Below are 20,990 nucleotides of genomic sequence, written 5' to 3'. Positions count from 1 at the left end.
CGCCAGCCGCCGGCCATGGGAAAACCCTGCGTTTCAGCGCGGGGCGACAGTAAACGGGCCGTTAGGGATTTCCGCTGATAGTTCTCGTTAAGCCTAAATCGGGGGTCGGGCCCGGCGACGCCATAGCGTTATGCCATTGACCCTCAACGGCTTTTTGTCAGTGGGTCAGTCGCGGGTCTAAGTTGGTCATGTCAGGAGGCGCGTCAGCCGAGGCCCCGCGGGCCCAATCGGGACCGGCCAGCAACGTCAAGCGCCGCGCCTATCGCAGCGTCCAAGAAGCCCGGGAAAAGCTCACCTACAAATCAGGCTACAAGCCGGAGTTCGAATACGAGCTCCTGATGATGTTCGTGAAGAACGAGCTGTCGGCCGCCGTGACCACGCCGCTGCTCGCCGTCGTCGTCGCCATGGGTGCCATGTTCTGGGCGCCCCCGCGCGAACTCCTCCTGTGGCTCTGCGCCGTGTTCGTGTCGAAGGGCATTCTCATCGCCCTCTGCCGGCAATTCGCCAAAGCGCCGCGCGAGGATGCCGCGACGCCGACCTGGCGCGCCAAGATCACCGCCGCGGAGTTCCTTTACGGCGTGACCTGGGCGACCGTTGCCTTCATCAGCCCCGAGACCCAGGGCGAGGCGGCGCACACCTTCATCTTTGCCTCGCTCCTCGTCGTCATGTCGATGCGCATGCTGTTCGCCTCGACGATGATGCCGATCGTCTACGCCGGCACCTTGCCGATGACCGTCGCCATCGTCGTGCGCTTCGCATTGCTCGACAACCCGTTCTACTGGGCCATGGCGGCCATGGCGGTCGGCGTGCACATCTATTTCATCTGGCTGATGAATGGGTTCAACACGACCGTCATGGCCATGTTGGAGTACCGCGCCGAGAAGGATGCCTTGATTGCCGAGCTGGAACAGTCGAAGTCGATCTCCGACGAGGCGCGCCTGCGCGCCGAAGAAGCCAATCTCGCCAAGTCGCGCTTCCTCGCCACCATGAGCCACGAATTGCGCACCCCGCTCAACGCCATCCTCGGCTTCTCGGAGATCATGCGCGGCGAGATCCTGGGGCCGCACGCCAATCCGACTTACAAGGAATACGCCAACGACATCCACCAGAGCGGCCAGCACCTGCTTACGCTCATCAATGAGATTTTGGACATCAGCCGCATCGAGGCCGGGCGCTATGAGCTGCATGAAGCGCCCATCGCGCTCACCGACGTCGTCGAGGACTGTCACCGCCTGATGCGGGTGCGCGCCGAGAACAAGGGCCTCAAGATCGTCGAGTCGTTCGAAGCGAACCTGCCGCAGCTGTGGGCCGACGAGCGGGCGATGCGGCAGATCTGCCTCAACCTCCTGTCCAACGCCATCAAGTTCACGCCCTCCGGCGGCACGATCACCCTCAAGGTCGGCCGCACGCCGACCGGCGGCCAGTATTTGAGCGTGAAGGACACCGGCCCCGGCATCCCCGAGGGCGAAATCCCGCGCGTGCTGCGGAGTTTCGGCCAGGGCTCGCTTGCCCACCAGACGGCCGAAGGCGGAACCGGTCTCGGCCTTCCCATCACCAAGGGCCTGACCGAGTTGCACGACGGCACCTTCGAGCTCAAGAGCAAGCTCCGCTACGGCACGGAGGTCATCATCACGCTGCCGCGCAGCCGCGCCATGGAGGCCCTGCCGCGGGTACCGGAGCGCGGCGAGAAGCAGCCCGACAAGCCGCAAGTGCCCTGGCGCGCCTCCGGCGGCAAGCGCTAGCCCCCGCTTCCCCGGTCGGTTCCCCGCAGGGTATTTGCCCCGTGCGGCCTCATTCCCTACATAAGGTCCGAGGGAACAATCAGACCGGCGGCCCTTTGGAAACTCCCTGCGTCAATATCTGCCTGCTCGACGAGACGTCCGGGCTCTGCGCCGGCTGCGGCCGCACCATTGGCGAGATCGCGCGCTGGGCCGGCATGACGGCCGGCCAGCGGCGTGCCATCATGGCGGCCCTGCCTGAACGCCTGGACAAACTGGAGCGTGAGGCAGAACCGGAAGGGACCAGCGCGTGACCACCTGGCTCGCCCTTTTCATCCTGGCGCTCGCCGCCATGATGCTGGTCAGCAGCGATACCGGCATGATCGCCGGTATCGACGCCACGACCTTCGGCTACGTCGCGTTCTTTCTCGCCCTTCTCGTCTACGTGTCGGGCGGTTTGGTGACCCGCTATGCCGGCGGCGCCAGCGCCATGGTCCGCGACGCGGTAACCTGGCTCGCGCTCGGGCTCGGCCTCGTCACCATGTACGCCTACAAGGACGAGCTGGTGCCGATCGCGGCCCGCGTGGTCGGCGAGCTGATGCCCGGCACCGCCATGACCGTCGAGGAGAGCGCCAATGGGCTTACCGAGGTGCGCATCCGGCGGCGCCTCGACGGGCACTTCACCGCCACGGTGGACGTGAACGGCAATCCGATCTCCATGATCGTCGACACCGGCGCCTCGTCCATCGTGCTGCGCCCCGAGGATGCGCGCAAGGCGGGGATCGACCCCGACACGCTCACCTACCGGATTCCCGTGCTGACGGCCAACGGCCGGACCGTTGCGGCAAGGGTCCGGCTGAAGGAGGTCGCCATCGGCCCCCTCGACCGCACGGGCGTCGACGCGCTGGTGGCCAAACCGGGGGCTCTGACCCAGAGCCTGCTTGGTATGAGTTTTTTAAGCCGCCTCCGCTCCTATGAGTTTTCCGGCGATTTCCTGACCCTGCGCGGCTGAATTCCGCGGGCTAAGCCGGGTTCGGAGTGCGGTTTCTTGCGTTCGGCCACCAAACATATGCTCGTCGAAACCATGCAGTGGGGCGCCCTCGCCCTCGGCATTTTCGGCTTCGTCTATTTCTTCGACGACATCCGGGCGGTGTTCGGCCCGCAAGGGCACGACCTGCCTTCGATAGCCGAGCTCGCAGGCGGCAAACAAGAAAGCGCGGCAGTCTTCTCCGGCGAGGTTCGCCTCAAGGGAGACGGACGCGGCCACTTCATCTTTGAAGGCGCCGTCGATGACCGCCCGGTGACCTTCATGGCCGACACCGGCGCCACCATGGTGGCGCTCACTTACGAGGACGCCAAGCGCGCCGGCCTTTCGCCCCATAGTCTCGATTTTTCCGCCCGCGTCCAAACCGCGAACGGCGTCGCTCGCGTTGCTCCGGTCGTACTGGACCGCGTCCGCGTTGGGGACATCACCGTGCGCGATGTTCCCGCGGCCGTGGCCGAGAAGGGGGCGCTCGCCACCAACCTCCTCGGCATGAGTTTTCTAGGCCGGCTCAAGAGTTTCCAAGTCCAGAACGGCGAGTTGGTCCTCATCCAATAAGCTGATACCACCCATTCCGATGACCCGGGCCGGAACTCTGCTGCGGTTAGCGGCATTGGTCCTGCGCTGAGAAATCGTCTATTCCTGAGTAAGGCATGTTCCCGAAACCGCGCCAGGATCTCGTTCCCAATACCGTCGAATTCGAACGGCTGCCTTTGATCAAGGCGACCGGATTCCGCGAATACGACGCGCGCTGGCGCTATCCGCAAGAGATCAATCTGCTCGGCATGGAGGCGGTCGGACTTGGCCTCACCACCCTGATGCGCGAGCGCGGCGTGCCGGTGCGCATCGTCGTCGGCCACGATTTCCGCTCTTATTCGTCGGCCATCAAGGCGGCGCTCACCACGGGCCTCCTCGCCGGCGGCGCCGAGGTACACGATATCGGGCTTGCGCTCTCGCCCATGGCCTATTTCGCCCAGTTCGACCTCGGCGTCGAAGGCGTGGCCATGGTCACCGCGAGCCACAACGACAATGGCTGGACAGGCATCAAGATGGGCATGCAGCGGCCGCTGACCTTCTCGCCCGAGGACATGACGGCGCTCAAAGCCATCGTGATGAATGCGAAGTTCGCGCCCTATCACGATGGCGCTCGCTACATCTACGTGCCGGACATGGCCGAGCGCTACATGGCCGACCTGCTCGACCGGCCAAAGCTGCTGCGGCCGTTGAAGGTCGTCGTGTCCTGCGGCAACGGCACGGCCGGCGCCTTCGCGCCGCGCGTTCTCGCCGAGCTCGGCTGCACCGTCATTCCGCTCAACTGCGAGCTCGACTACACCTTCCCGGCGCACAACCCCAACCCGGAAGACCTCGGCATGTTGAACGCCACGCGCGATGCGGTGCTTCAGCACAAGGCCGATCTCGCGCTTGTGTTCGACGGCGACGGCGACCGCTGCGGCGTGGTCGACAACGAAGGCGAGGCGATCTTCGCCGACAAGGTCGGCGTGATGCTGGCGCGCGACATCTCCAAGCAGAATCCAGGTGCGACCTTCGTTGCCGACGTGAAGTCGACTGGCCTCTTCCTCACCGATCCGGTGTTACGCCAAAACGGCGCCAAGACATTGTTCTGGAAGACCGGCCACTCCTATATCAAGCGCTACAGCCATGAGACCGGCGCGCTGGTGGGCTTCGAGAAATCCGGTCATTTCTTCTTCAATCCACCCCTCGGCCGGGGGTATGATGACGGCTTGGTAGCTGCGCTCGCCGTGCTCGACATGCTCGACCGCAATCCCGACAAGAGCCTTGCCGACCTTAAAGCTGCCCTGCCGCGCACCTGGCAGTCGCCCACCATGTCGCCCCATTGCGACGACGAGGTGAAGTACGCGGTCGTCGACCGCGTGGTGAAGCACTTCGAGGACGTCGCCGCCAACGGCGGCATGCTCGCCGGACAGAAAATCCGCGAGCTGATCACCGTCAACGGCATCAGGATCGTGCTCGACGACGGCACCTGGGGCCTGGTGCGCGCCTCCTCCAATAAGCCCGAGCTCGTGGTAGTGGTGGAGAGCCCCACCTCGGAGGCGAACATGCGCGCCATCTTCGCCGAGATCGACGCCGAGCTCGCCAAGCAGCCCGAAGTCGGGGAGTATAACCAGAAGATCTAGGGAGGCTTAGATGCGCGTGAACGCAATGGAACCGTCAGATCTCTGTCGCAAATCTGCAATCCGAATCTGCTTCCTTGCGCGCTCGTCATGATCGAATTCGATTACACCAGCGTCGTGTTCGCAGCAGGCCTCCTTATCGGCATGGCGCTCGACCTTCTGCTGCTTCGCACGCTTCTCGCTCCGCCCTTCCGCATCTGGCCGACGCCCGAGCCGGGAAGCTGGCAGAGCCTCACCTTCTGGGGACTGTTTCGCGGCGGCATGGTGCTCACCTTCGTTGTCGCCGTACTGGATTGGAACGCCACCCCGCTGCTCGATTGGACGCGGTTTATTGTCGGTGTACCGCTCGGTCTCGGCGGCCTGTTCATCACCGTGTGCGGCTATTTCAATCTCGGTCTCGGCAACACGTATTGCGGCTCGGACGGTCTCGTGAGCCACGGCCTCTATCGCTTCAGCCGCAACCCGCAATACACCGCTTCGATCATCGGCCTGATCGGCCTGTCGATCGGCGCCAACTCGATCCTCACGATCGTGCTCTCCTGCGTAATGATCGGCGCCTATGTCCTCATGTCCTTGGTCGAGGAAGATTGGCTGAAGCAGGAATACGGTGCGACCTATCGCGAATATTGCGAGCGCACCGCCCGCTTCCTCGACGTTCAGGGGCTCGTCCTCGCCCTGACCGATCGCAAGAAAACGTCCCGCCAGACCGGCTGAGCGGACCAACGGAATTCGTCATGGCCGGGCAAGGCTCGGGTCGACACTAAAGGCCCGGCGTGCCCGGCCTGACGAGATGGGAAGTGCGTCTCTACTCCGCGGCGACGGCGCGATAGGCCTCACCGGCGACGATTGCCCGCGCCTGCTCCAGCACCTCGATACCGGCACCGTCCAGATGGGCGTTCTCGGCGAGATGGCGGCGGAACACCCGCGCGCGGGGCTGGCCATGGAATAGCCCAAGCACGTGCCGGGTCATGGCGTTGAGCCGGACCCCGCGCGCTAACTCGCGCTCCACATAGGCCATGAACCGGTCGAGCACGTCGAGCCGCGTCGGCGGCTGTGCGTTCGCGCCGTAGAGCGCCCGATCCACCTCGGCCAGAAGATGGGGATCGGCATAGGCGGCGCGACCGAGCATCACGCCGTCGAGATGGCGGAGATGCGGGGCCGCCTCTTCGAGCGAAGCGATCCCGCCATTGATGACGATTTCGAGCTGAGGCCGGCGAGCTTTCAAGCGATGCACGCGGCCATGATCGAGCGGCGGCACGTCGCGGTTCTCCTTGGGGCTCAAGCCATCGAGCCAGGCTTTCCGCGCGTGGACGAGGAAGGTCGAGCAGCCGGCCTCCGCCACCGTGTCGACGAAACGGTCGAGGCTCTTCTCCGCGTCCTGGTCGTCGATGCCGATGCGGCATTTGACGGTGACGGGCACGGCCGCGGCCTCGCCCATGGCGCTCACACATTCGGCGACGAGTTCCGGGTCGGCCATGAGGCACGCGCCGAACCGGCCCGACTGCACGCGGTCCGACGGGCAGCCGATATTGAGGTTGATCTCGTCGTACCCCCAATCGGCGCCGATGCGCGCAGCGGCCGCAAGCTTCTCAGGATTGCAGCCGCCGAGCTGTAGTCCGACCGGGTGCTCCGCCGCATCGAAGCCGAGCACGCGCTCCTTATCGCCAAAGAGCACCGCCTCCGCCGTCACCATCTCGGTATAGAGGAACGCGCGAGCGGAGATCAGCCGCAGGAAATAGCGGCAGTGGCGGTCGGTCCACTCCATCATCGGCGCAACGCAAAAGCGGTGGGAGTCCAGTTTCAACGGCTTACGCTCTCGGTGAGAATTCAGGTCTGAACATGGCGCGACGCGAAGGCGGGTGCAAGCCATCCCCGTTACCGGTAACGCTCGCCCCAGGCATAGAGCGCCTTCATCACCGGGCCGAGCGCCCTGCCCTTGTCGGTGAGGTAGTACTCGTAACGCGGCGGGTGCTCCTCGTAGAGCCGCGTGGCGATCACCCCTTGTGCCTCCAGCGACTTGAGCCGCGCCGACAAGGTATTCGGCGCGATGCCCGGCAGCCCCGCCTCGAAGGCCTGGAAGCGCAACGGTCCCTTGCGGAACAGGTCGCGCAGGATGCGCAGCGACCATTTCTCGCCGATCACGTCGAGCGCCCGCGCCACCGGGCAATCTTCCTGACCGTAACCCTTTGCCATGCCAGTGAGTTATCCCTCCGCTCATGAAATGCAAGTGACTACGTCTTGACAAGTTACTATCATAATCATAGTTAGTGGCCAAGGCAACCCGCCCACGGAGGTTTCGCGGATGAACCTCGATGACCACCCCACCGTCAGGCGCCTGGCCAGTTCGGCGCCGGCGGCAGCGGTCTCGACGCCGCTCGGCGCCGCAGAGCTCCGCCAGTTGGTCCTCGACTGCGGCGCCGCCGATGCCGGTTTGGTGGAGATCGCGCGCCCTGCCCTCGATGCGCAGCGCGACCGGATTCTCAGCAACTATCCTTGGACCAAGACCCTCATCAGCTTCGTCGTGCGCATGGCGCGCGAGCCCGTGCGCGGCGCGCCGCGGTCCGTCGCCAATCTCGAGTTCCACCGCGCCGGTCACGAGCTCGACGAGATTGCCGCCGCGATCGTCGCCAAGCTCGAAGAACGCGGCATTCGCGCCATCAATCCGTCCATGGGCTTCCCCATGGAAATGAACGACTCGGTGCCTTGGCTCGTCTCGCACAAACCGATCGCGGTGGAAGCGGGGCTCGGCCACATGGGCATCCACCGCAATCTCATCCATCCGAAGTTCGGCAATTTCGTTCTCCTGGGGACGGTGCTGATCGACGCCGAAGCCGACTCATACGATCGCCCCGTCGAGTACAACCCCTGTCTCGAATGCAAGCTGTGCGTCGCCGCCTGCCCGGTCGGCGCTATTGGGCCGGACGGAACGTTCAATTTTTCCGCCTGCTTCACCCACAACTACCGTGAGTTCCTCGGCGGTTTCTCCGACTGGACCGAGCAGGTCGCCGACTCGCGCGACGCATTCGACTACCGCCGCCGCGTCAATGAAATCGAGACGACGTCGCTCTGGCAAAGTCTGAGCTACGGCCCGAATTACAAATCCGCCTATTGTCTCGCCGTGTGTCCCGCCGGCGAAGACGTCATCGGCCCGTATCTGACCGACAGGCAACGCCATCTCAAAGAGGTGGTGAGGCCTCTGCAAGAGAGGCCCGAGCCGGTCTATGTCGTCGAGGGTTCCGACGCCGAGGCCATCGCCCGTCGGAAATTCAAGAACAAGACGGTGAAGCCGGTCGCGAGCGGACTTCGGCCGCGCACGATTGCCGCCCTTCTGCAATTCATGCCCTACGTCTTTCAGCCGAACCAATCGCGCGGGCTGAACGCCATTTTCCACTTTAGCTTTGTCGGCGCCGAGGAGCGCCAGGCGACGGTCACGATCAAGAATCGCACCATCGACGTCAAAGACGGCTTTCACGGCACACCCAATCTCCGCGTCACCGCCGATGCCAAGACATGGCTCGGCTTCCTTGCCGGCGAGAAGAGCCTGCCGCTTGCGCTCGTGCGGCGCAGGATCAAGGTCAAGGGCGACCCGCGGCTCCTGCTCGCCTTCGGCAAATGCTTCCCCGCCGCCCCGGTGCGCCGCCGGCCCGTCGAGGTCCTGCCGCAGACCTCGGGCTTCAAGTACGAACCGGCACGCTACGCGAAGAACGATCCCGCCACCGGGAAGATCAGGTGGCGCGGCACGCTGATCCTCGCCGAGACCGCCGACGTCACACACAATGTGAAGACCTTCCGCTTCACGCCTATGGGCGGCGGCGAAGTTCCATTCGATTATTTGCCGGGCCAGTTCCTCACTTTGCACATCACGCCGGGCGGCGTTCCCACCAAGCGCTCCTACACCATCGCCTCCACCCCCACCTGGCGCGACCGCATCGAGATCACCGTCAAGCGCGAGGACCACGGCGTCGTTTCCCGCTGGCTGCATGACGAGCTGAAGCCGGGCAACGCGGTCGAGATCGAGGCGCCGAGCGGCACCCTCTTTTTTACCGGCGCCGAAGCTGACAGCGTGCTCCTGATCGGTGGAGGCGTGGGCATCACGCCGATGATGAGCGCCGCGCGCTATCTGACCGAAACGAACTGGCCGGGCATAGTGCATCTCCTTCTCGGCTTTCGCACCCCTGCCGACTTCATCTTTCGCGACGAGCTCGCCGCACTTCAGAAGCGCAACCCCGATCTCCACATGACGGTAGCGATGAGCCAATCCGACCGGTCTTGGGAGGGAACAAAAGGTCACGTCGACGCGCAGCTCCTCGCCGCGTCCGTCCCCAACATCGCCTCCCATCGCGCTCATGTGTGCGGACCACCTGCCATGATGGACGCGGTGAAGGCTGCGCTGATCGGTCTCGGTCTGCCGGAAGAGCAGATCCACACGGAGGCGTTCGGTACGGCGAAACGCGATCCGACCGCGAAAGGCGCAGCATCTACCGAAGTTGCCGGGAAGGTTTTCTTCCAAACGTCGAACACCACCGCGCCCGTCTATGTTGGGGCCACCATACTCGACGCCGCCGACGAGGCTGGAGTCTTCATCGACAATGCCTGCCGTTCGGGAACCTGCGCCTCGTGCCGTGTGAAGCTCGCCTCGGGCAGCGTGCACATGCCGGTACAGGACGCACTGACCGAGGAAGACAAGGCGGACGGTTATATCCTGGCGTGCCAGGCCGAGATCAGCGGCGATGTCGCCGTCGATGCCTAGGAGGAGAGACAATGGATACGGTTCTGTGGGCTTTGATCATCTTCGTTGCGGCCGGCGTCGGCACTTGGCTCGTGTCGTTCATCGTCGAGGCGCTGCGGCCAAAGCCTAAGCCGCCTGCCAAGCTGCGTTGGGCACCTGACATCCCGATCCAGGCCATCGAGATCGACGGCACCAGGCTGCGCTACATCAAGACCGGCAAGGGCCCCGCGCTTGTCCTCCTGCACACTTTGCGCACGCAACTCGATCTGTTCGAGAAGGTCGTGCCCGAGCTCGCCAAGCACTTCACGGTGTACGCGCTGGACTATCCGGGCCACGGCTACTCCGACATTCCCGAGGCGCGTTATGATGCCGACTTCTTCGTCCGCGTGGTCGAGGGCTTTCTTGATAAGCTCGACCTGCGCGATGTCACCCTTGCCGGCGTCTCGATCGGGGGGCCGATCGCCCTCATTCTCGCCGCGCGGCGCAATCCTCGCGTCGCACGGGTGGTCGCCATCAATTCTTACGACTATGCCAAAGGCCGTGGCATGGCGCGCAGCGGGCCGTTCGGCTGGGTCGTGACCTACGCATCGCTCGTCCCCTTCGTCGGCGAGACGGTGATGCGGCTGCGGAATTACCTGATCATGCGCGCGGTGCTGCAAGGCGGTGTCGCCGATCCCCGCAGCATCCCGCCTGCGCTATTGAAGGAAATGTATAAGGTTGGGAGCCGCCCGGGCCATTACCGTGCCTTCCTCAGCCTCCTCCGCAATGCCGAAAGCTGGCAAGACGCCGCCAAGAGTTACGGCCGCATCGAGATTCCCGTGCTGCTCATCTGGGGCGAGCAAGATTGGGCGAAGCCGGCCGAGCGCGAGCATGACCGCACGCTCATACCGAATGTGCAGATGGAGACGGTCGCACACGGTGGACACTTCCTGCCCCTCGACAGACCGCAGGAGGTCAGCGAGGCAATCATCGGCTTTGCGAAAACATGAGCGGTCCCCGCAGCACTTGGCCGCGCCGCGCGGCAGAGCTGCAGACTTGCGCGCTTAGTTCCCTGGCTCCGCATCCGCCTCGCCGGCGACATCGTCGGCCGTCGGCCGCGTTGGTACAGGCTCCGGCGGCGCCGGCGGGTGCGGCTTCGAGATGATATAGGCGGCCACGTCCCAAGCCTCTTGCACAGAAAGCACCGGCTCCCGATAGTCGATGCCCATCGGCATGTTGGAGCGGATGTAGGACGCGGCATAGGCCGTCTTGGCCATGCCCGCCGCGGCGTTGAAGGTCGCGTCGCCCCACAGCGGCGGAATGGAGTAGCCCACCGCCGGGGCGAGCTTCGGTTCCCCTTGTCCATCGTCCTTATGGCAAGTCGAGCAGTGCTTGGCGTAGACGCCCTGCCCACGCCGCGCGTCCGGCGGCGAGGCCGGCATGGCGATCGGCATCAGCCCCATGCCCGGCACGCGCACGCCCTCCGGCGTCCCCTTGCCGAGGAATTGCATGTAGGCGGTGAGCGCCTCCATCTCGCGGCTGTCGTCCGGCAGTTCCTTACCGTTCATGCTTCGCGTCATGCAGCCGTTGATGCGCTCGGTGAGGGTGTGCACCTGGTCGCCGACCATCATGGGGAAGGAGGCGACGGTGGAAACGAACGGCGCGGCGAAAGGCTGTAGCCCCGCGTTCAAATGGCAGTTCTGGCAGGCGAGGTCGTTGCCGGCGTAGCGCAGGTCGGGGTTCTCGGCGCTCTTGCCGATATAGCGCGGCGTATCGACGATCAGCGCCTTGCCGTAGCGGATGAGGTCGTTCTCAGGCCCCGGCCCGAGCTTCGAGATGTCGGCCTTGTACCAATCGACCGGCTGGTCCCACAGCAGCCAGCCGATACCGAGGCCGGCCGCGGCCGCCAGCGCGACCAACACATCGGTCATGACAGTGCGCATCGCTACCCCTCCCAACAGGCGCCGCTCTTTACATTATGCTAGGTGCGGGTGTGCGAAGCAGCATGAATCACTATATGAGCCGGGAACCCCCACGGTCCTGAAATCATGACAGAAGCCGTCCGCACCCAAATCCATCTCGCCACTGACCCGGTGTGCGGCATGAAGGTCGATCCCCATGCCGGCAAGCCGAGCCACGCCTATCAAGGGCACACTTATCATTTCTGCTCGGCGGGCTGTCAGGCCAAATTCGCCAAGGAGCCCGAGCGCTACCTGAACAAGCAGGACGAGCCCAAGCCCGCGCCGCCCGGCACGCTCTACACCTGCCCCATGCACCCGGAGATCGTGCAGGAAGGACCTGGCCACTGCCCGATCTGCGGCATGGCGCTCGAACCCATGGGCGTACCTCCAGAGCACGAGCATGGCGGCCACCCCGAGCTGATCGACTTCACCCGGCGGCTCATGGTCGCCGTGCCGCTGTCGCTCGCCCTCGTCATCCTCGACATGAGCGCCCACGTCTTCGGCCTCGACCTCCTGCCCTTCCTGTCGCCGCGGGCGGAACAATGGCTCGCGCTGTTGGTCGCCACGCCTGCGGTTCTGTGGTGCGGCTGGCCGTTCTTCGTACGTGGCTTCGAGTCGCTCCGCTCGGGCTGGCTCAATATGTTCACCCTCATCGCCCTCGGCACCGGCGCCGCCTATCTCTACAGCCTCGTCGCCACCATGGCGCCGGGCCTGTTCCCGGACTCCATGCGCGATCCTCATGGCCTCGTCCCCGTTTATTTCGAGGCGGCGGCCGTCATCGTCGCGCTCGTGCTACTCGGGCAGGTGCTCGAGCTCCGCGCCCGCGAGAAGACCGGCGGTGCCATTCGCGCTTTGCTCGACCTCGCGCCCAAGACGGCGCTGCGCGTGCTGAAGGAAGGCAAGACCGAGACTGTGCCGCTCGCCGAAGTCAAGGTCGGCGACGTGCTTCGCGTGCGGCCCGGAGACAAGGTGCCCATCGACGGTACCGTGATCGAAGGCCGCAGCGCCGTGGATGAGGCGATGCTCACCGGCGAGCCGGTGCCGGTGGAGAAGACGGCGGGCGACCGCGTCACCGGCGGCACGCTCAACGGCACGGGCTCGTTCGACATGCGGGTCGACCGCACCGGCGCCGAGACCACGCTTGCCCAGGTGGTGAACATGGTCGCCGAGGCGCAGCGCTCCCGCGCGCCCATCCAGCGTCTGGCCGACGTCGTCGCCGGCTATTTCGTGCCGGCTGTGGTCGTCATCGCCGTGATCGCCTTCATCGTCTGGCTCGTGATCGGGCCGGCGCCGCAGCTCACCTATGCGTTGGTGGCGGCCGTGGCTGTGCTCATTATCGCCTGTCCCTGCGCCCTTGGGCTCGCCACGCCGATCTCGATCATGGTCGCCACCGGACGCGGCGCGCAAGGAGGGGTGCTCGTGCGCAACGCCGCGGCGCTCGAGCGCCTCGCCGCGGTGGACACCCTCGTGGTCGACAAGACCGGAACTCTAACCGAGGGCAAGCCCAAGCTGACCGGGGTCGAGGCGGCTTCAGGCTTCGACAAGGACGAGGTGCTGCGCCTTGCCGCGGCGCTCGAAGCCGGCAGCGAGCACCCGCTCGCCGAGGCCATTCTCAAGGGCGCCGAGGCAAAAGGCTTGAAGCCTGAGAAGGTGCAAGGCTTCGCCGCCGTCACCGGCCAAGGCGTCAAGGGCCGCGTCGGAACGCAAGAGGCGCTGCTCGGCAATGCTCGCCTCATGGAAGCGTCGGGCATCGACACGGCGCCTCTCGCCGGCGCCGCCGAAACGCGGCGCCAGGGCGGCGAGACCGTGATGTTCCTGGGCGCCGGCGGCAAGCTCGCCGGCATCGTCGCCGTGGCGGACCCCATCAAGTCGACCGCCGCCGAGGCCGTGGCCAAGCTTCATGCCCTCGGCCTTCGCATCGTCATGGCCACCGGCGACAACGCGACCACCGCCAAGGCCGTCGCTGCCAGACTCGGCATTGACGAGGTGCATGCCGGCTTGCGGCCCGAGGAGAAGCTCACCCTGATCGAAGGCCTGCAAAAGAAAGGCGCGGTCGTCGCCATGGCCGGCGACGGCATCAACGATGCTCCGGCGCTCGCCAAGGCCGATGTCGGCATCGCCATGGGCACCGGCGCCGACGTCGCCATGGAGAGCGCCGGACTTACGCTCCTCAAGGGCGACCTTCGCGGCGTGGTGCGCGGGGTCAAGCTCGCCCGCGCCACCATGCGCAACATCAAGCAGAATCTGTTCTTCGCTTTCGTCTACAACGCGCTCGGGGTGCCGATCGCCGCCGGTGTGCTGTATCCCGTGTTCGGCATCCTGTTGTCGCCGATCATCGCCGCGGCCGCCATGAGCCTGTCCTCGGTCTCGGTGGTTGGCAACGCGCTCCGGTTGCGCACCGTCGATCTCGACTAGCGCACGGCTGCTAGCGCATGACGTCGATGAGCATCACAATCACGACGATGAGCACGAAGGCGCCGAACAACCCGCCATAGAACACGGCGCGTCGCGGCTCCTTGTCCAGATAGAGCTCGATCCGCCTCGCCCACTCGCCGGGATAGTCCTCAGCGGTGAGTTCGTGCCGGGCGCATGTGGAGGAATATTCCGTCTCGGTCGCAATCATGGCGCTCTCCGATCTCAGGTCGCTACGACCAGAAGGACACAATCCCACCGAACAGCCCCGTGAAGAAGATCGCTCGCGCCAATTTCGTCTTGAGGATGATCTCGCCCTGACGCGCCTTTTCGGCCGGGCAGTCCTGCGGCGCGTCGTAGCTAGAGGCCTGCGACCCTTCTGCCGTTCTTTTGGCGATCATGGAGGACCTCATTCATGGATGACCTCATAATTTGACTGAAGGGGACTAAACGCCCCGCACAGCCCTAGGTTTCAATCGTGGGGTCCCCAGCTTCAGGCTTGGCATGGCGCGCTCCGCCCTCTAAGAGCGAGCCATGAACGACTCCAGCCGTCAAACGAAACTCCTCAAAGATTACACGCCGCCCGATTACCTCATCGAGGAGGTCGCGCTCGACGTGAGCCTGGCGCCCAAGGCTGCCAAGGTTGCCTCCAGGCTGAGGCTTCGCCCAAATCCCAAGGTGGCGACTGGCGGCCGACCGCTCGTGCTCGACGGCGAGGACCTGGTGCTGGAGCAGATCGCGCTCGACGGCAAGGAACTCGCCCCCGGCGATTACACGCTGTCCGAGGGCAAGCTCACCATCGCGAACGTGCCGGCACATCCCTTTTCCCTCGAGGTGGTCACCCTCTGCGACCCCGAGGCCAATACCGAGTTGTCAGGCCTCTACCGCTCCCGCGGCACCTACTGCACCCAGTGCGAGCCGGAAGGCTTCCGCCGCATCACGTATTTCATCGACCGGCCCGACGTGCTCGCCGTCTATACGGTGCGCATCGAGGCCGATCGCGCCACGACGCCGGTGCTGCTCTCGAACGGCAACCCCATTGAGCAGGGCGACATCCCCGGCACCGGGCGTCACTTCGCCGTGTGGCACGACCCCTTCCCCAAGCCGTCTTATCTGTTTGCGCTGGTCGGCGGCGATCTTGCAGCGGTGCGCGACAGCTTCACCACGGCTTCGGGGCGTGAGGTTGCGCTCGCCATCTATGTCGAGCCCGGCAAGGAGGACCGCTGCGCCTGGGCCATGGAGTCACTCAAGCGCGCCATGCGCTGGGACGAGGAGCGCTTCGGCCTCGAATACGATCTCGACGTGTTCAACATCGTCGCCGTCAGCGACTTCAACATGGGGGCGATGGAGAACAAGGGGCTCAACATCTTCAACGACAAGCTGGTACTGGCCCGTCCCGACACCGCCAGCGATGCCGACTATGCCTCGATCGAGAGCGTGATCGCCCACGAATATTTCCACAACTGGACCGGCGACCGCGTCACGTGCCGCGACTGGTTTCAGCTCTGCCTGAAGGAGGGCCTGACCGTCTTCCGCGACCAGGAGTTCACCGGCGACATCCGTTCCGGCCCCGTCGAGCGCATCGTTGATGCCCGCAACTTGAAGACCCATCAGTTTCCGGAGGACGCCGGCCCCCTCGCCCACCCGGTGCGCCCCGGCTCCTATATCGAGATCAACAACTTCTATACGTCGACGGTCTACGAGAAGGGCGCCGAGGTCTGCCGCATGCTTCAGACTTTGCTCGGCCGCGACGGCTTCCGCCAAGGCATCGAGCTCTATTTCCAGCGCCATGACGGCGAGGCGGTGACGGTCGAGGACTTCGTCGACGCCATGGCCGACGTGTCGGGCCGCGACCTCTCGCAATTCATGCTGTGGTACACGCAAAGCGGCACGCCTGAGCTTGCCTGCTCGCTCGACTACGACCCGCACGCCAAGATCGCGCGGCTGCATGTCAGCCAGGTGGTGCCGCCGACCCCGGGCCAGACCAGCAAGGAGCCGATGCTGATCCCCTTCAAGGTGGGCCTCATCGGCGCCAACGGCGACGAACTGCCGCTCAAGCTCAACGGCACGCACGTTCCAGGTGGGCTTCTCGAAATAACCGAACGCGAGCAGGTCTTCGAGTTCCACGACGTCCCCGCCCCGCCGACACCGTCCTTGCTGCGCGACTTCTCGGCGCCGGTGCGCCTCACCACGAGCCTCGATCCCGGCCAGATCGAGTTTCTCATGTTGCACGACTCCGACCCGTTCAATCGCTGGCAAGCCGCCCAGACCTATGCCACGGATCTGCTCACCGCCGCTTCACGGAAAGGCATGCATCTCGGCCGCGTGACCGGCAAGGAGGCGGCACGCCTCGCCCAGTCCCTCGCCGCCGCCATAAGCGACGCGACGTTACGGCCGGCCTATCGCGCCGAGACCCTTAAGCTGCCGAGCGAGTCCGATATCGCGCGCGAACTGGCGCGCAACGTCGATACTGACGCCGTCCACACCGCGCGCGACGCCCTGCGCGCCAAGATCGGCGGCACGATCGCCGACGCGTTGGCGGAGATCTATGCAGCGGGCGCAACCACGGGACCATTCTCGCCTGACCCGGAAAGCGCCGGGCTTCGTGCCTTGCACATCGCGGCGCTCGATCTCCTGACGGCGACAGAAGCCCCGGAGGAGATCGCCCGCGCCGACCGCCACTACCGCGAGGCATCCAACATGACCGACGCCATCATGGCGCTCTCCATCCTGTCGCATCTCGCCTCGCCTCTCCGCGATTCGGCACTCGCCCATTTCTATGCGCGCTGGGAGGACGAGCCGCTCGTGCTCGACAAATGGTTCGCCGTGCAGGCCCGCGCCGCGCGCCCCGACTCGGTGGAGACGGTGCGTGCCTTGCTCGGCCACCCGAAATTTTCGCTAAAGAACCCCAATCGCGTGCGCGCGCTGATCGGCAGCTTCGCCCACGCCAACCCGTCCGGCTTCAACCGCGCCGACGGCGAGGGCTATCGTCTGCTGGCCGGCCAGGCGCTCGAGATCGACCGCTTCAACCCGCACGTGGCCGCCCGCCTGCTCGGCGCCTTCGAGAGCTGGCGCACCTTGGAGCCCGAACGTCAGGCCCTCGCCAAGGCCACGCTCGAGGATCTCGCCGGTCAGGAATTGTCGACCGACAGCTATGAGATCGTCACCAAGACCCTCGGCGCCACCTGAGTCTTAACCTCTGTCAACGGGTTCTTAACCGAATTTCCACAGGTTTCCTCTGGACGACGCCGCCGTCATCGCCTCCAATGGTCGGAAGCGATTCGGAGATGCGGCAAGTTCTCCGGCTCGAAGCAGGAGAACTAGAAGGGGGACCGAATGGCGCGGGCGCGTTCTGCGCGTGGTGAGGGAGTCTTTTCTGTCGCGGGGCCGCCATGGCAGGACCTGCGGGCGGTTATCGACTGTCACCTCCCCTCATCCGACGTCCTCCGCCATCTCGTTCCCATCCTGCTCATCGGCTTCTGCGCCGTGGCCATTGCCGGCTTCGCCTACCAGATCGGCAACGGCAAGAAAGCGGCCTTCGACGCCGCCCAGCGGCAGCTCGCCCTCATCGCCGACGTCGCCGCGCTGAACCTCAAGGACGAGACCCTGAGCTCGAGCGCCGACTGGCAGGGAAAGCTCGCCGCGAGCCTGCCGAAGGGCGCGACTCGCAATCGCCGCACCGCCCTCCTCGCCGATGCCGAAGGCACGATCCAGGCCCGCGCCCCCATCGACAGCCCGTATAAGGGCACGCTCCTCACCATTCTCGGCCCGCAGCAGCCCCTCACCATCATGGGCGCCGATGCCGGCGTGCTGCGCATCACCCTCCTCGACGGCACCGACGCCCTCGTCACCGTCCGCAACATCCCGCAAACCGACGCGCAGATCACCTTGCTCCAGCCGATCAGCGGCGCGCTCGGAGACTGGCGGCAGGACGCCTTGATCGAGATCACGCTGCTCGCCTGCGCCGGGCTCGTCCTCGCATTACTCGCCGGCGGGCTTTGGTATCTCGTCCCTGCCCCCGCCCGCGCGGACGACAACGCCCTGGCCCAAGAGCTGACCGAGGCGCTGCCAGGCTGTGGCGTGTGGCGCTGGAACCTCGCGCGCGGTCATATGCACTGGTCTGCTCCCATGTACCGCCTGCTTGGACTCGAGCCCAGTGCGGAACCGCTCGCATTCGGCATCGTGGCCAAAGCGCTCCATCCCGACGACGACCTCCGCGCTGAGGTCGACCGCCACCTCCGAGAGGCCATTTCCCTATTCGATCAGTGCTTCCGCCTGCGCCATGCCGAAGGGCACTGGGTCTCCTTACGCCTGCGCGGTCACATCACCCGGGGTCACGCTGGCTCGGAGCCCTATCTCACCGGCATGGCGGTCCTCGCCGACCACGATGCCGCGCCTGGCTCCGCCGACGCCAATGCGCGGCTCCGCGACGCGGTGGAGACGATCTCGGAAGCCTTCGTGCTGTGGGACAACCAGAACCGGCTGGTGATGTGCAACAGCAAGTACCAGCAGTTCCATGGCCTCGCCGACGACATGGTGCAGCCCGGCGCTTCCTATGACGAGGTCATCGCCGCCGCCTCCGAGCCTATCGTGTCCAAGCGTATCGCCGTTACCGGCAAGGACGCCGACGATTCCCGCACGTACGAGGCGCAGATCGAAGACGGCCGCTGGCTGCACATCAACGAGCGCCGCACGCGTGACGGCGGCTATGTCAGCGTCGGCACCGACATCTCCGTGCTGAAAGAGAGCCAGCACCGCCTCGCCGAGAGCGAGCAGCAGCTGCGCGCCAGCGTGGCCGAGCTCAGGCTTTCGCGCCGCGAGCTGGAGCACCAGAAGCAGCAGCTGGTGGATCTCGCCGAGAAATATGCGCTTGAGAAGAACCGGGCCGAGGCCGCCAACCGCGCCAAATCCGAGTTCCTCGCCAATATCAGCCACGAGCTGCGCACGCCGCTCAACGCGGTGATCGGTTTCTCCGAGGTCATGCAGCAGGCGCTGTTCGGCCCGCTCGGTCACCCCAAATATGACGAGTACGCGCGCGACATCTACGCAAGCGGCGCCTTTCTGCTCGAGGTCATCAACGACATCCTCGACATGTCGAAGATCGAGGCCGGGCGGATGAGCCTCGACGTGGGCAACGTGGACGTGGCCGATATTATCGACGACAGCATGAAGGTGGTGAGCAAGGCGGCCGCCGACCGCGATATTACCCTTGAGCGCCACGGGCCCGCCCATCTCGCCATCGAGGCAGACCGCCGGGCGCTGAAGCAGGTCTTCCTCAATCTGCTGTCGAATGCCGTCAAGTTCACCCGCGACGGCGGCAGCGTCGACGTGCACCTGTCCCGGATCCGCGGCCAGGTGAAGATCGCCATCAAGGACACCGGCATCGGCATTCCCGACACCGACATCGCCAAACTCGGCAAGCCCTTCGAGCAGGTCGAGAACCAGTTCTCCAAGAGCCATCAGGGCAGCGGACTAGGGCTTGCCATCTCCCGCGCCCTCGTGGAGCTGCATGGCGGCACGCTCCTTATCAAGAGCCGCGAGGGCCAAGGCACGACGGTAACCTGCACGCTGCCCTCTCGCGCCATGACCCCGAGCGACGAAGCGCCGCTCGCCAAGAGCGCCTAGTCAGGCCAAAAGAAAATTTCACTCGAATTTTCTCTAATCCTTCGAGATTAAGCCTGACAGCGAATGCCTTTTCTTCGGCCCAATGTGGTCCTCATTCAGGTTGATTTCGTGTGCGCAAGTGGCGGTCTTAAGAGCGTGGGGGGGAACCATGCAAGACCACCGTTTTGGCGCGTCGCCGATCGTCTGCATTTTCGACCAGAAGCCACATATTCGAAGATTTGTTCGAGAAGCTTTGGGGGAGTTCGGTTTCAGTGTCTATGAATGCCGCGAGCCGCGCGACTTTAGGGGTGCGGTAAACGCACGATCGGCCGAACTTCTGATTCTCTCTCTGAGCGGCGGCGCCGGTACGGCACGTGAAGTCCTGTGCGAGCTTGCCGTGGCCAAGTTTCAAGGCCGCGTGCTCCCGCTTGCTTCGCGCGATTTGGACCGAACACAAGAAGCCAAAGACGTCGCGGAGAAGCTGGGCCTGACGGTGCTTCCCCCTCTTTTCGCGCCGTTCAACAAGGAGCGTTTGCTCGAGATCGTCGCGCCGCTCTTCCCCGGGAGATCTGCGCCCAGTCATCCTGACTTGTCGGAAGCACTGCGCGAGGATTGGCTGGAGCTTTGGTATCAGCCGAAGATCGACACGCGCAGGCTCGTCATGCGCGGCGCCGAGGCGTTGCTGCGCGTGCGGCACCCCATTTGGGGCGTGGTGCCGTCTTCTTTCTTGATTCCCGATGACGGCGACCCGCGCCTTCTCCCCGTATCTGAAGCGGTAATCAGCCGCGCGGTCGAAGACTGGCGGCACTTTTTCTTCGCGCGAGGCCCCGTCGAAATCGCTATCAACTTGCCGATCGCCTTCCTGGAGCATCCGGAGTCGATGGACTATCTGCGGCAGGCCTTGCCGCGCGACGCAGCTTTCGAGGGCTTGCTCATCGAAAGCAATGGAACGGACATCGCCCGCAATCTCTCCCTGATACGCGACATTGCCAAGGAGCTTCGGCCGCATAAGGTTGCGCTGTCGATTGACGATCTCGGCGCGGAATGGCTCTCGTTCATTGGCCTTCATGACTTTCCTTTCGTGGAGGTCAAGGTCGACCGAAAGTTGGTCGCCGGGTGTGCCAAGGATCGGCTGAAGCAGTCGCTATGTCGCAACATCCTGGCACTCGCCAATGGCTACGGCGCCCGTACGGTTGCCGAGGGCGTCGAAACTTGGGCGGATTTTCTCACAGTGCGGGAGTTGGGCTTCGACTTGGTCCAAGGATTTCTGTTTGCCAAGCCGATGAGCCCGCAGAAGTTCTCCCGAGCGTGTTGGACGCATGTGCGGGTCGACGCGAAGCCGGTGTATTCGACCAGCTTTGACGTGGCGAGTTCCTCGTAGCGATGCCTTGG

17 protein-coding genes are annotated in these 20,990 nt (G+C 64.9%); 12 read left to right on the top strand and 5 right to left on the bottom strand.

Features of this window, described 5'->3' with window-relative positions:
* Positions 1 to 188 precede the first annotated feature (188 nt).
* The 6 genes from ACRECX_RS10960 (at position 189) to ACRECX_RS10935 (ending at position 5,627) form a co-directional block, all read left to right on the top strand.
* A complete protein-coding gene (locus tag ACRECX_RS10960; protein ID WP_431558875.1) occupies positions 189 to 1,742 on the top strand; it encodes a sensor histidine kinase in 1,554 nt (517 codons plus the stop codon).
* Between the two features lie 95 nt (positions 1,743 to 1,837).
* Positions 1,838 to 2,032, top strand: a complete 195-nt coding sequence (locus tag ACRECX_RS10955; RefSeq protein ID WP_431558874.1) for a DUF1289 domain-containing protein — start codon at positions 1,838 to 1,840, stop codon at positions 2,030 to 2,032.
* Positions 2,029 to 2,730: a retropepsin-like aspartic protease family protein gene (locus tag ACRECX_RS10950; protein WP_431558873.1), complete on the top strand. Its 702-nt coding sequence runs from the start codon at positions 2,029 to 2,031 to the stop codon at positions 2,728 to 2,730. The genes ACRECX_RS10955 and ACRECX_RS10950 overlap by 4 nt, the downstream gene beginning before the upstream one ends.
* A 36-nt stretch (positions 2,731 to 2,766) precedes the next feature.
* On the top strand, positions 2,767 to 3,318 hold the full coding sequence (locus ACRECX_RS10945) for a retropepsin-like aspartic protease family protein (protein ID WP_431558872.1): 552 nt from the start codon (positions 2,767 to 2,769) through the stop codon (positions 3,316 to 3,318).
* Positions 3,319 to 3,413: 95 nt separating this feature from the next.
* On the top strand, positions 3,414 to 4,916 hold the full coding sequence (locus ACRECX_RS10940; RefSeq protein ID WP_431558871.1) for a phosphomannomutase/phosphoglucomutase: 1,503 nt from the start codon (positions 3,414 to 3,416) through the stop codon (positions 4,914 to 4,916).
* 87 nt (positions 4,917 to 5,003) lie between these two features.
* A complete protein-coding gene (locus tag ACRECX_RS10935; RefSeq protein ID WP_431558870.1) occupies positions 5,004 to 5,627 on the top strand; it encodes a methyltransferase family protein in 624 nt (207 codons plus the stop codon).
* A gap of 91 nt (positions 5,628 to 5,718) precedes the next feature.
* Here the strand turns inward: ACRECX_RS10935 and dusA are convergent, their stop codons facing one another.
* Complete coding sequence (gene dusA, locus ACRECX_RS10930) at positions 5,719 to 6,717, bottom strand: tRNA dihydrouridine(20/20a) synthase DusA (RefSeq protein ID WP_431558869.1); 999 nt, start codon at positions 6,715 to 6,717, stop codon at positions 5,719 to 5,721.
* Positions 6,718 to 6,788: 71 nt separating this feature from the next.
* Positions 6,789 to 7,106, bottom strand: coding sequence for a winged helix-turn-helix transcriptional regulator (locus tag ACRECX_RS10925; RefSeq protein ID WP_431558868.1), 318 nt, complete (start codon positions 7,104 to 7,106; stop codon positions 6,789 to 6,791).
* A gap of 109 nt (positions 7,107 to 7,215) precedes the next feature.
* On the opposite strand from ACRECX_RS10925, the gene ACRECX_RS10920 reads away from it, so the two are divergent.
* Entirely contained in the window at positions 7,216 to 9,663 is a 2,448-nt protein-coding gene (locus ACRECX_RS10920) for a 2Fe-2S iron-sulfur cluster-binding protein (protein ID WP_431558867.1), read from the top strand.
* Between the two features lie 11 nt (positions 9,664 to 9,674).
* A complete protein-coding gene (locus tag ACRECX_RS10915; protein WP_431558866.1) occupies positions 9,675 to 10,631 on the top strand; it encodes an alpha/beta fold hydrolase in 957 nt (318 codons plus the stop codon).
* Between the two features lie 54 nt (positions 10,632 to 10,685).
* Here the strand turns inward: ACRECX_RS10915 and ACRECX_RS10910 are convergent, their stop codons facing one another.
* Positions 10,686 to 11,564: a c-type cytochrome gene (locus ACRECX_RS10910; RefSeq protein WP_431558865.1), complete on the bottom strand. Its 879-nt coding sequence runs from the start codon at positions 11,562 to 11,564 to the stop codon at positions 10,686 to 10,688.
* Between the two features lie 105 nt (positions 11,565 to 11,669).
* Between ACRECX_RS10910 and ACRECX_RS10905 the strand changes: the two genes are divergently transcribed.
* Positions 11,670 to 13,997 carry a heavy metal translocating P-type ATPase gene (locus ACRECX_RS10905; protein WP_431558864.1) on the top strand — a complete coding sequence of 776 codons (2,328 nt, stop codon included), beginning with the start codon at positions 11,670 to 11,672 and terminating at the stop codon, positions 13,995 to 13,997.
* Between the two features lie 10 nt (positions 13,998 to 14,007).
* Here ACRECX_RS10905 and ACRECX_RS10900 read toward each other — a convergent pair whose 3' ends face one another.
* Entirely contained in the window at positions 14,008 to 14,205 is a 198-nt protein-coding gene (locus ACRECX_RS10900; RefSeq protein WP_431558863.1) for a hypothetical protein, read from the bottom strand.
* Positions 14,206 to 14,227: 22 nt separating this feature from the next.
* Complete coding sequence (locus ACRECX_RS10895) at positions 14,228 to 14,395, bottom strand: peptide ABC transporter permease (protein ID WP_431558862.1); 168 nt, start codon at positions 14,393 to 14,395, stop codon at positions 14,228 to 14,230.
* A gap of 133 nt (positions 14,396 to 14,528) precedes the next feature.
* On the opposite strand from ACRECX_RS10895, the gene pepN reads away from it, so the two are divergent.
* From pepN to ACRECX_RS10880, 3 genes are all read left to right on the top strand, one after another.
* Complete coding sequence (pepN, locus tag ACRECX_RS10890; RefSeq protein WP_431558861.1) at positions 14,529 to 17,183, top strand: aminopeptidase N; 2,655 nt, start codon at positions 14,529 to 14,531, stop codon at positions 17,181 to 17,183.
* A gap of 147 nt (positions 17,184 to 17,330) precedes the next feature.
* Positions 17,331 to 19,619: an ATP-binding protein gene (locus ACRECX_RS10885; RefSeq protein WP_431558860.1), complete on the top strand. Its 2,289-nt coding sequence runs from the start codon at positions 17,331 to 17,333 to the stop codon at positions 19,617 to 19,619.
* Positions 19,620 to 19,767: 148 nt separating this feature from the next.
* Positions 19,768 to 20,979, top strand: coding sequence for an EAL domain-containing protein (locus ACRECX_RS10880; protein ID WP_431558859.1), 1,212 nt, complete (start codon positions 19,768 to 19,770; stop codon positions 20,977 to 20,979).
* Positions 20,980 to 20,990: the final 11 nt, after the last annotated feature.

Origin of the sequence: Methyloceanibacter sp. (assembly GCF_050726195.1) — a bacterium.
GTDB lineage: Bacteria > Pseudomonadota > Alphaproteobacteria > Rhizobiales > Methyloligellaceae > Methyloceanibacter.
The sequence above is the reverse complement of the archived record's forward strand: the minus strand, read 5'-3'. Positions and strand labels throughout refer to the sequence as shown.

What these genes read in the sequence shown, in the direction of transcription:
- ACRECX_RS10910 (WP_431558865.1), bottom strand. Translation starts at nt 11,564, where the DNA reads ATGCGCACTGTCATGACCGATGTGTTGGTCGCGCTGGCGGCCGCGGCC.
- pepN (WP_431558861.1), top strand. Translation starts at nt 14,529, where the DNA reads ATGAACGACTCCAGCCGTCAAACGAAACTCCTCAAAGATTACACGCCG.
- ACRECX_RS10895 (WP_431558862.1), bottom strand. Translation starts at nt 14,395, where the DNA reads ATGATCGCCAAAAGAACGGCAGAAGGGTCGCAGGCCTCTAGCTACGAC.
- ACRECX_RS10885 (WP_431558860.1), top strand. Translation starts at nt 17,331, where the DNA reads ATGGCGCGGGCGCGTTCTGCGCGTGGTGAGGGAGTCTTTTCTGTCGCG.
- ACRECX_RS10960 (WP_431558875.1), top strand. Translation starts at nt 189, where the DNA reads ATGTCAGGAGGCGCGTCAGCCGAGGCCCCGCGGGCCCAATCGGGACCG.
- ACRECX_RS10880 (WP_431558859.1), top strand. Translation starts at nt 19,768, where the DNA reads ATGCAAGACCACCGTTTTGGCGCGTCGCCGATCGTCTGCATTTTCGAC.
- ACRECX_RS10920 (WP_431558867.1), top strand. Translation starts at nt 7,216, where the DNA reads ATGAACCTCGATGACCACCCCACCGTCAGGCGCCTGGCCAGTTCGGCG.
- ACRECX_RS10925 (WP_431558868.1), bottom strand. Translation starts at nt 7,106, where the DNA reads ATGGCAAAGGGTTACGGTCAGGAAGATTGCCCGGTGGCGCGGGCGCTC.
- ACRECX_RS10935 (WP_431558870.1), top strand. Translation starts at nt 5,004, where the DNA reads ATGATCGAATTCGATTACACCAGCGTCGTGTTCGCAGCAGGCCTCCTT.
- ACRECX_RS10915 (WP_431558866.1), top strand. Translation starts at nt 9,675, where the DNA reads ATGGATACGGTTCTGTGGGCTTTGATCATCTTCGTTGCGGCCGGCGTC.
- ACRECX_RS10900 (WP_431558863.1), bottom strand. Translation starts at nt 14,205, where the DNA reads ATGATTGCGACCGAGACGGAATATTCCTCCACATGCGCCCGGCACGAA.
- ACRECX_RS10905 (WP_431558864.1), top strand. Translation starts at nt 11,670, where the DNA reads ATGACAGAAGCCGTCCGCACCCAAATCCATCTCGCCACTGACCCGGTG.
- ACRECX_RS10940 (WP_431558871.1), top strand. Translation starts at nt 3,414, where the DNA reads ATGTTCCCGAAACCGCGCCAGGATCTCGTTCCCAATACCGTCGAATTC.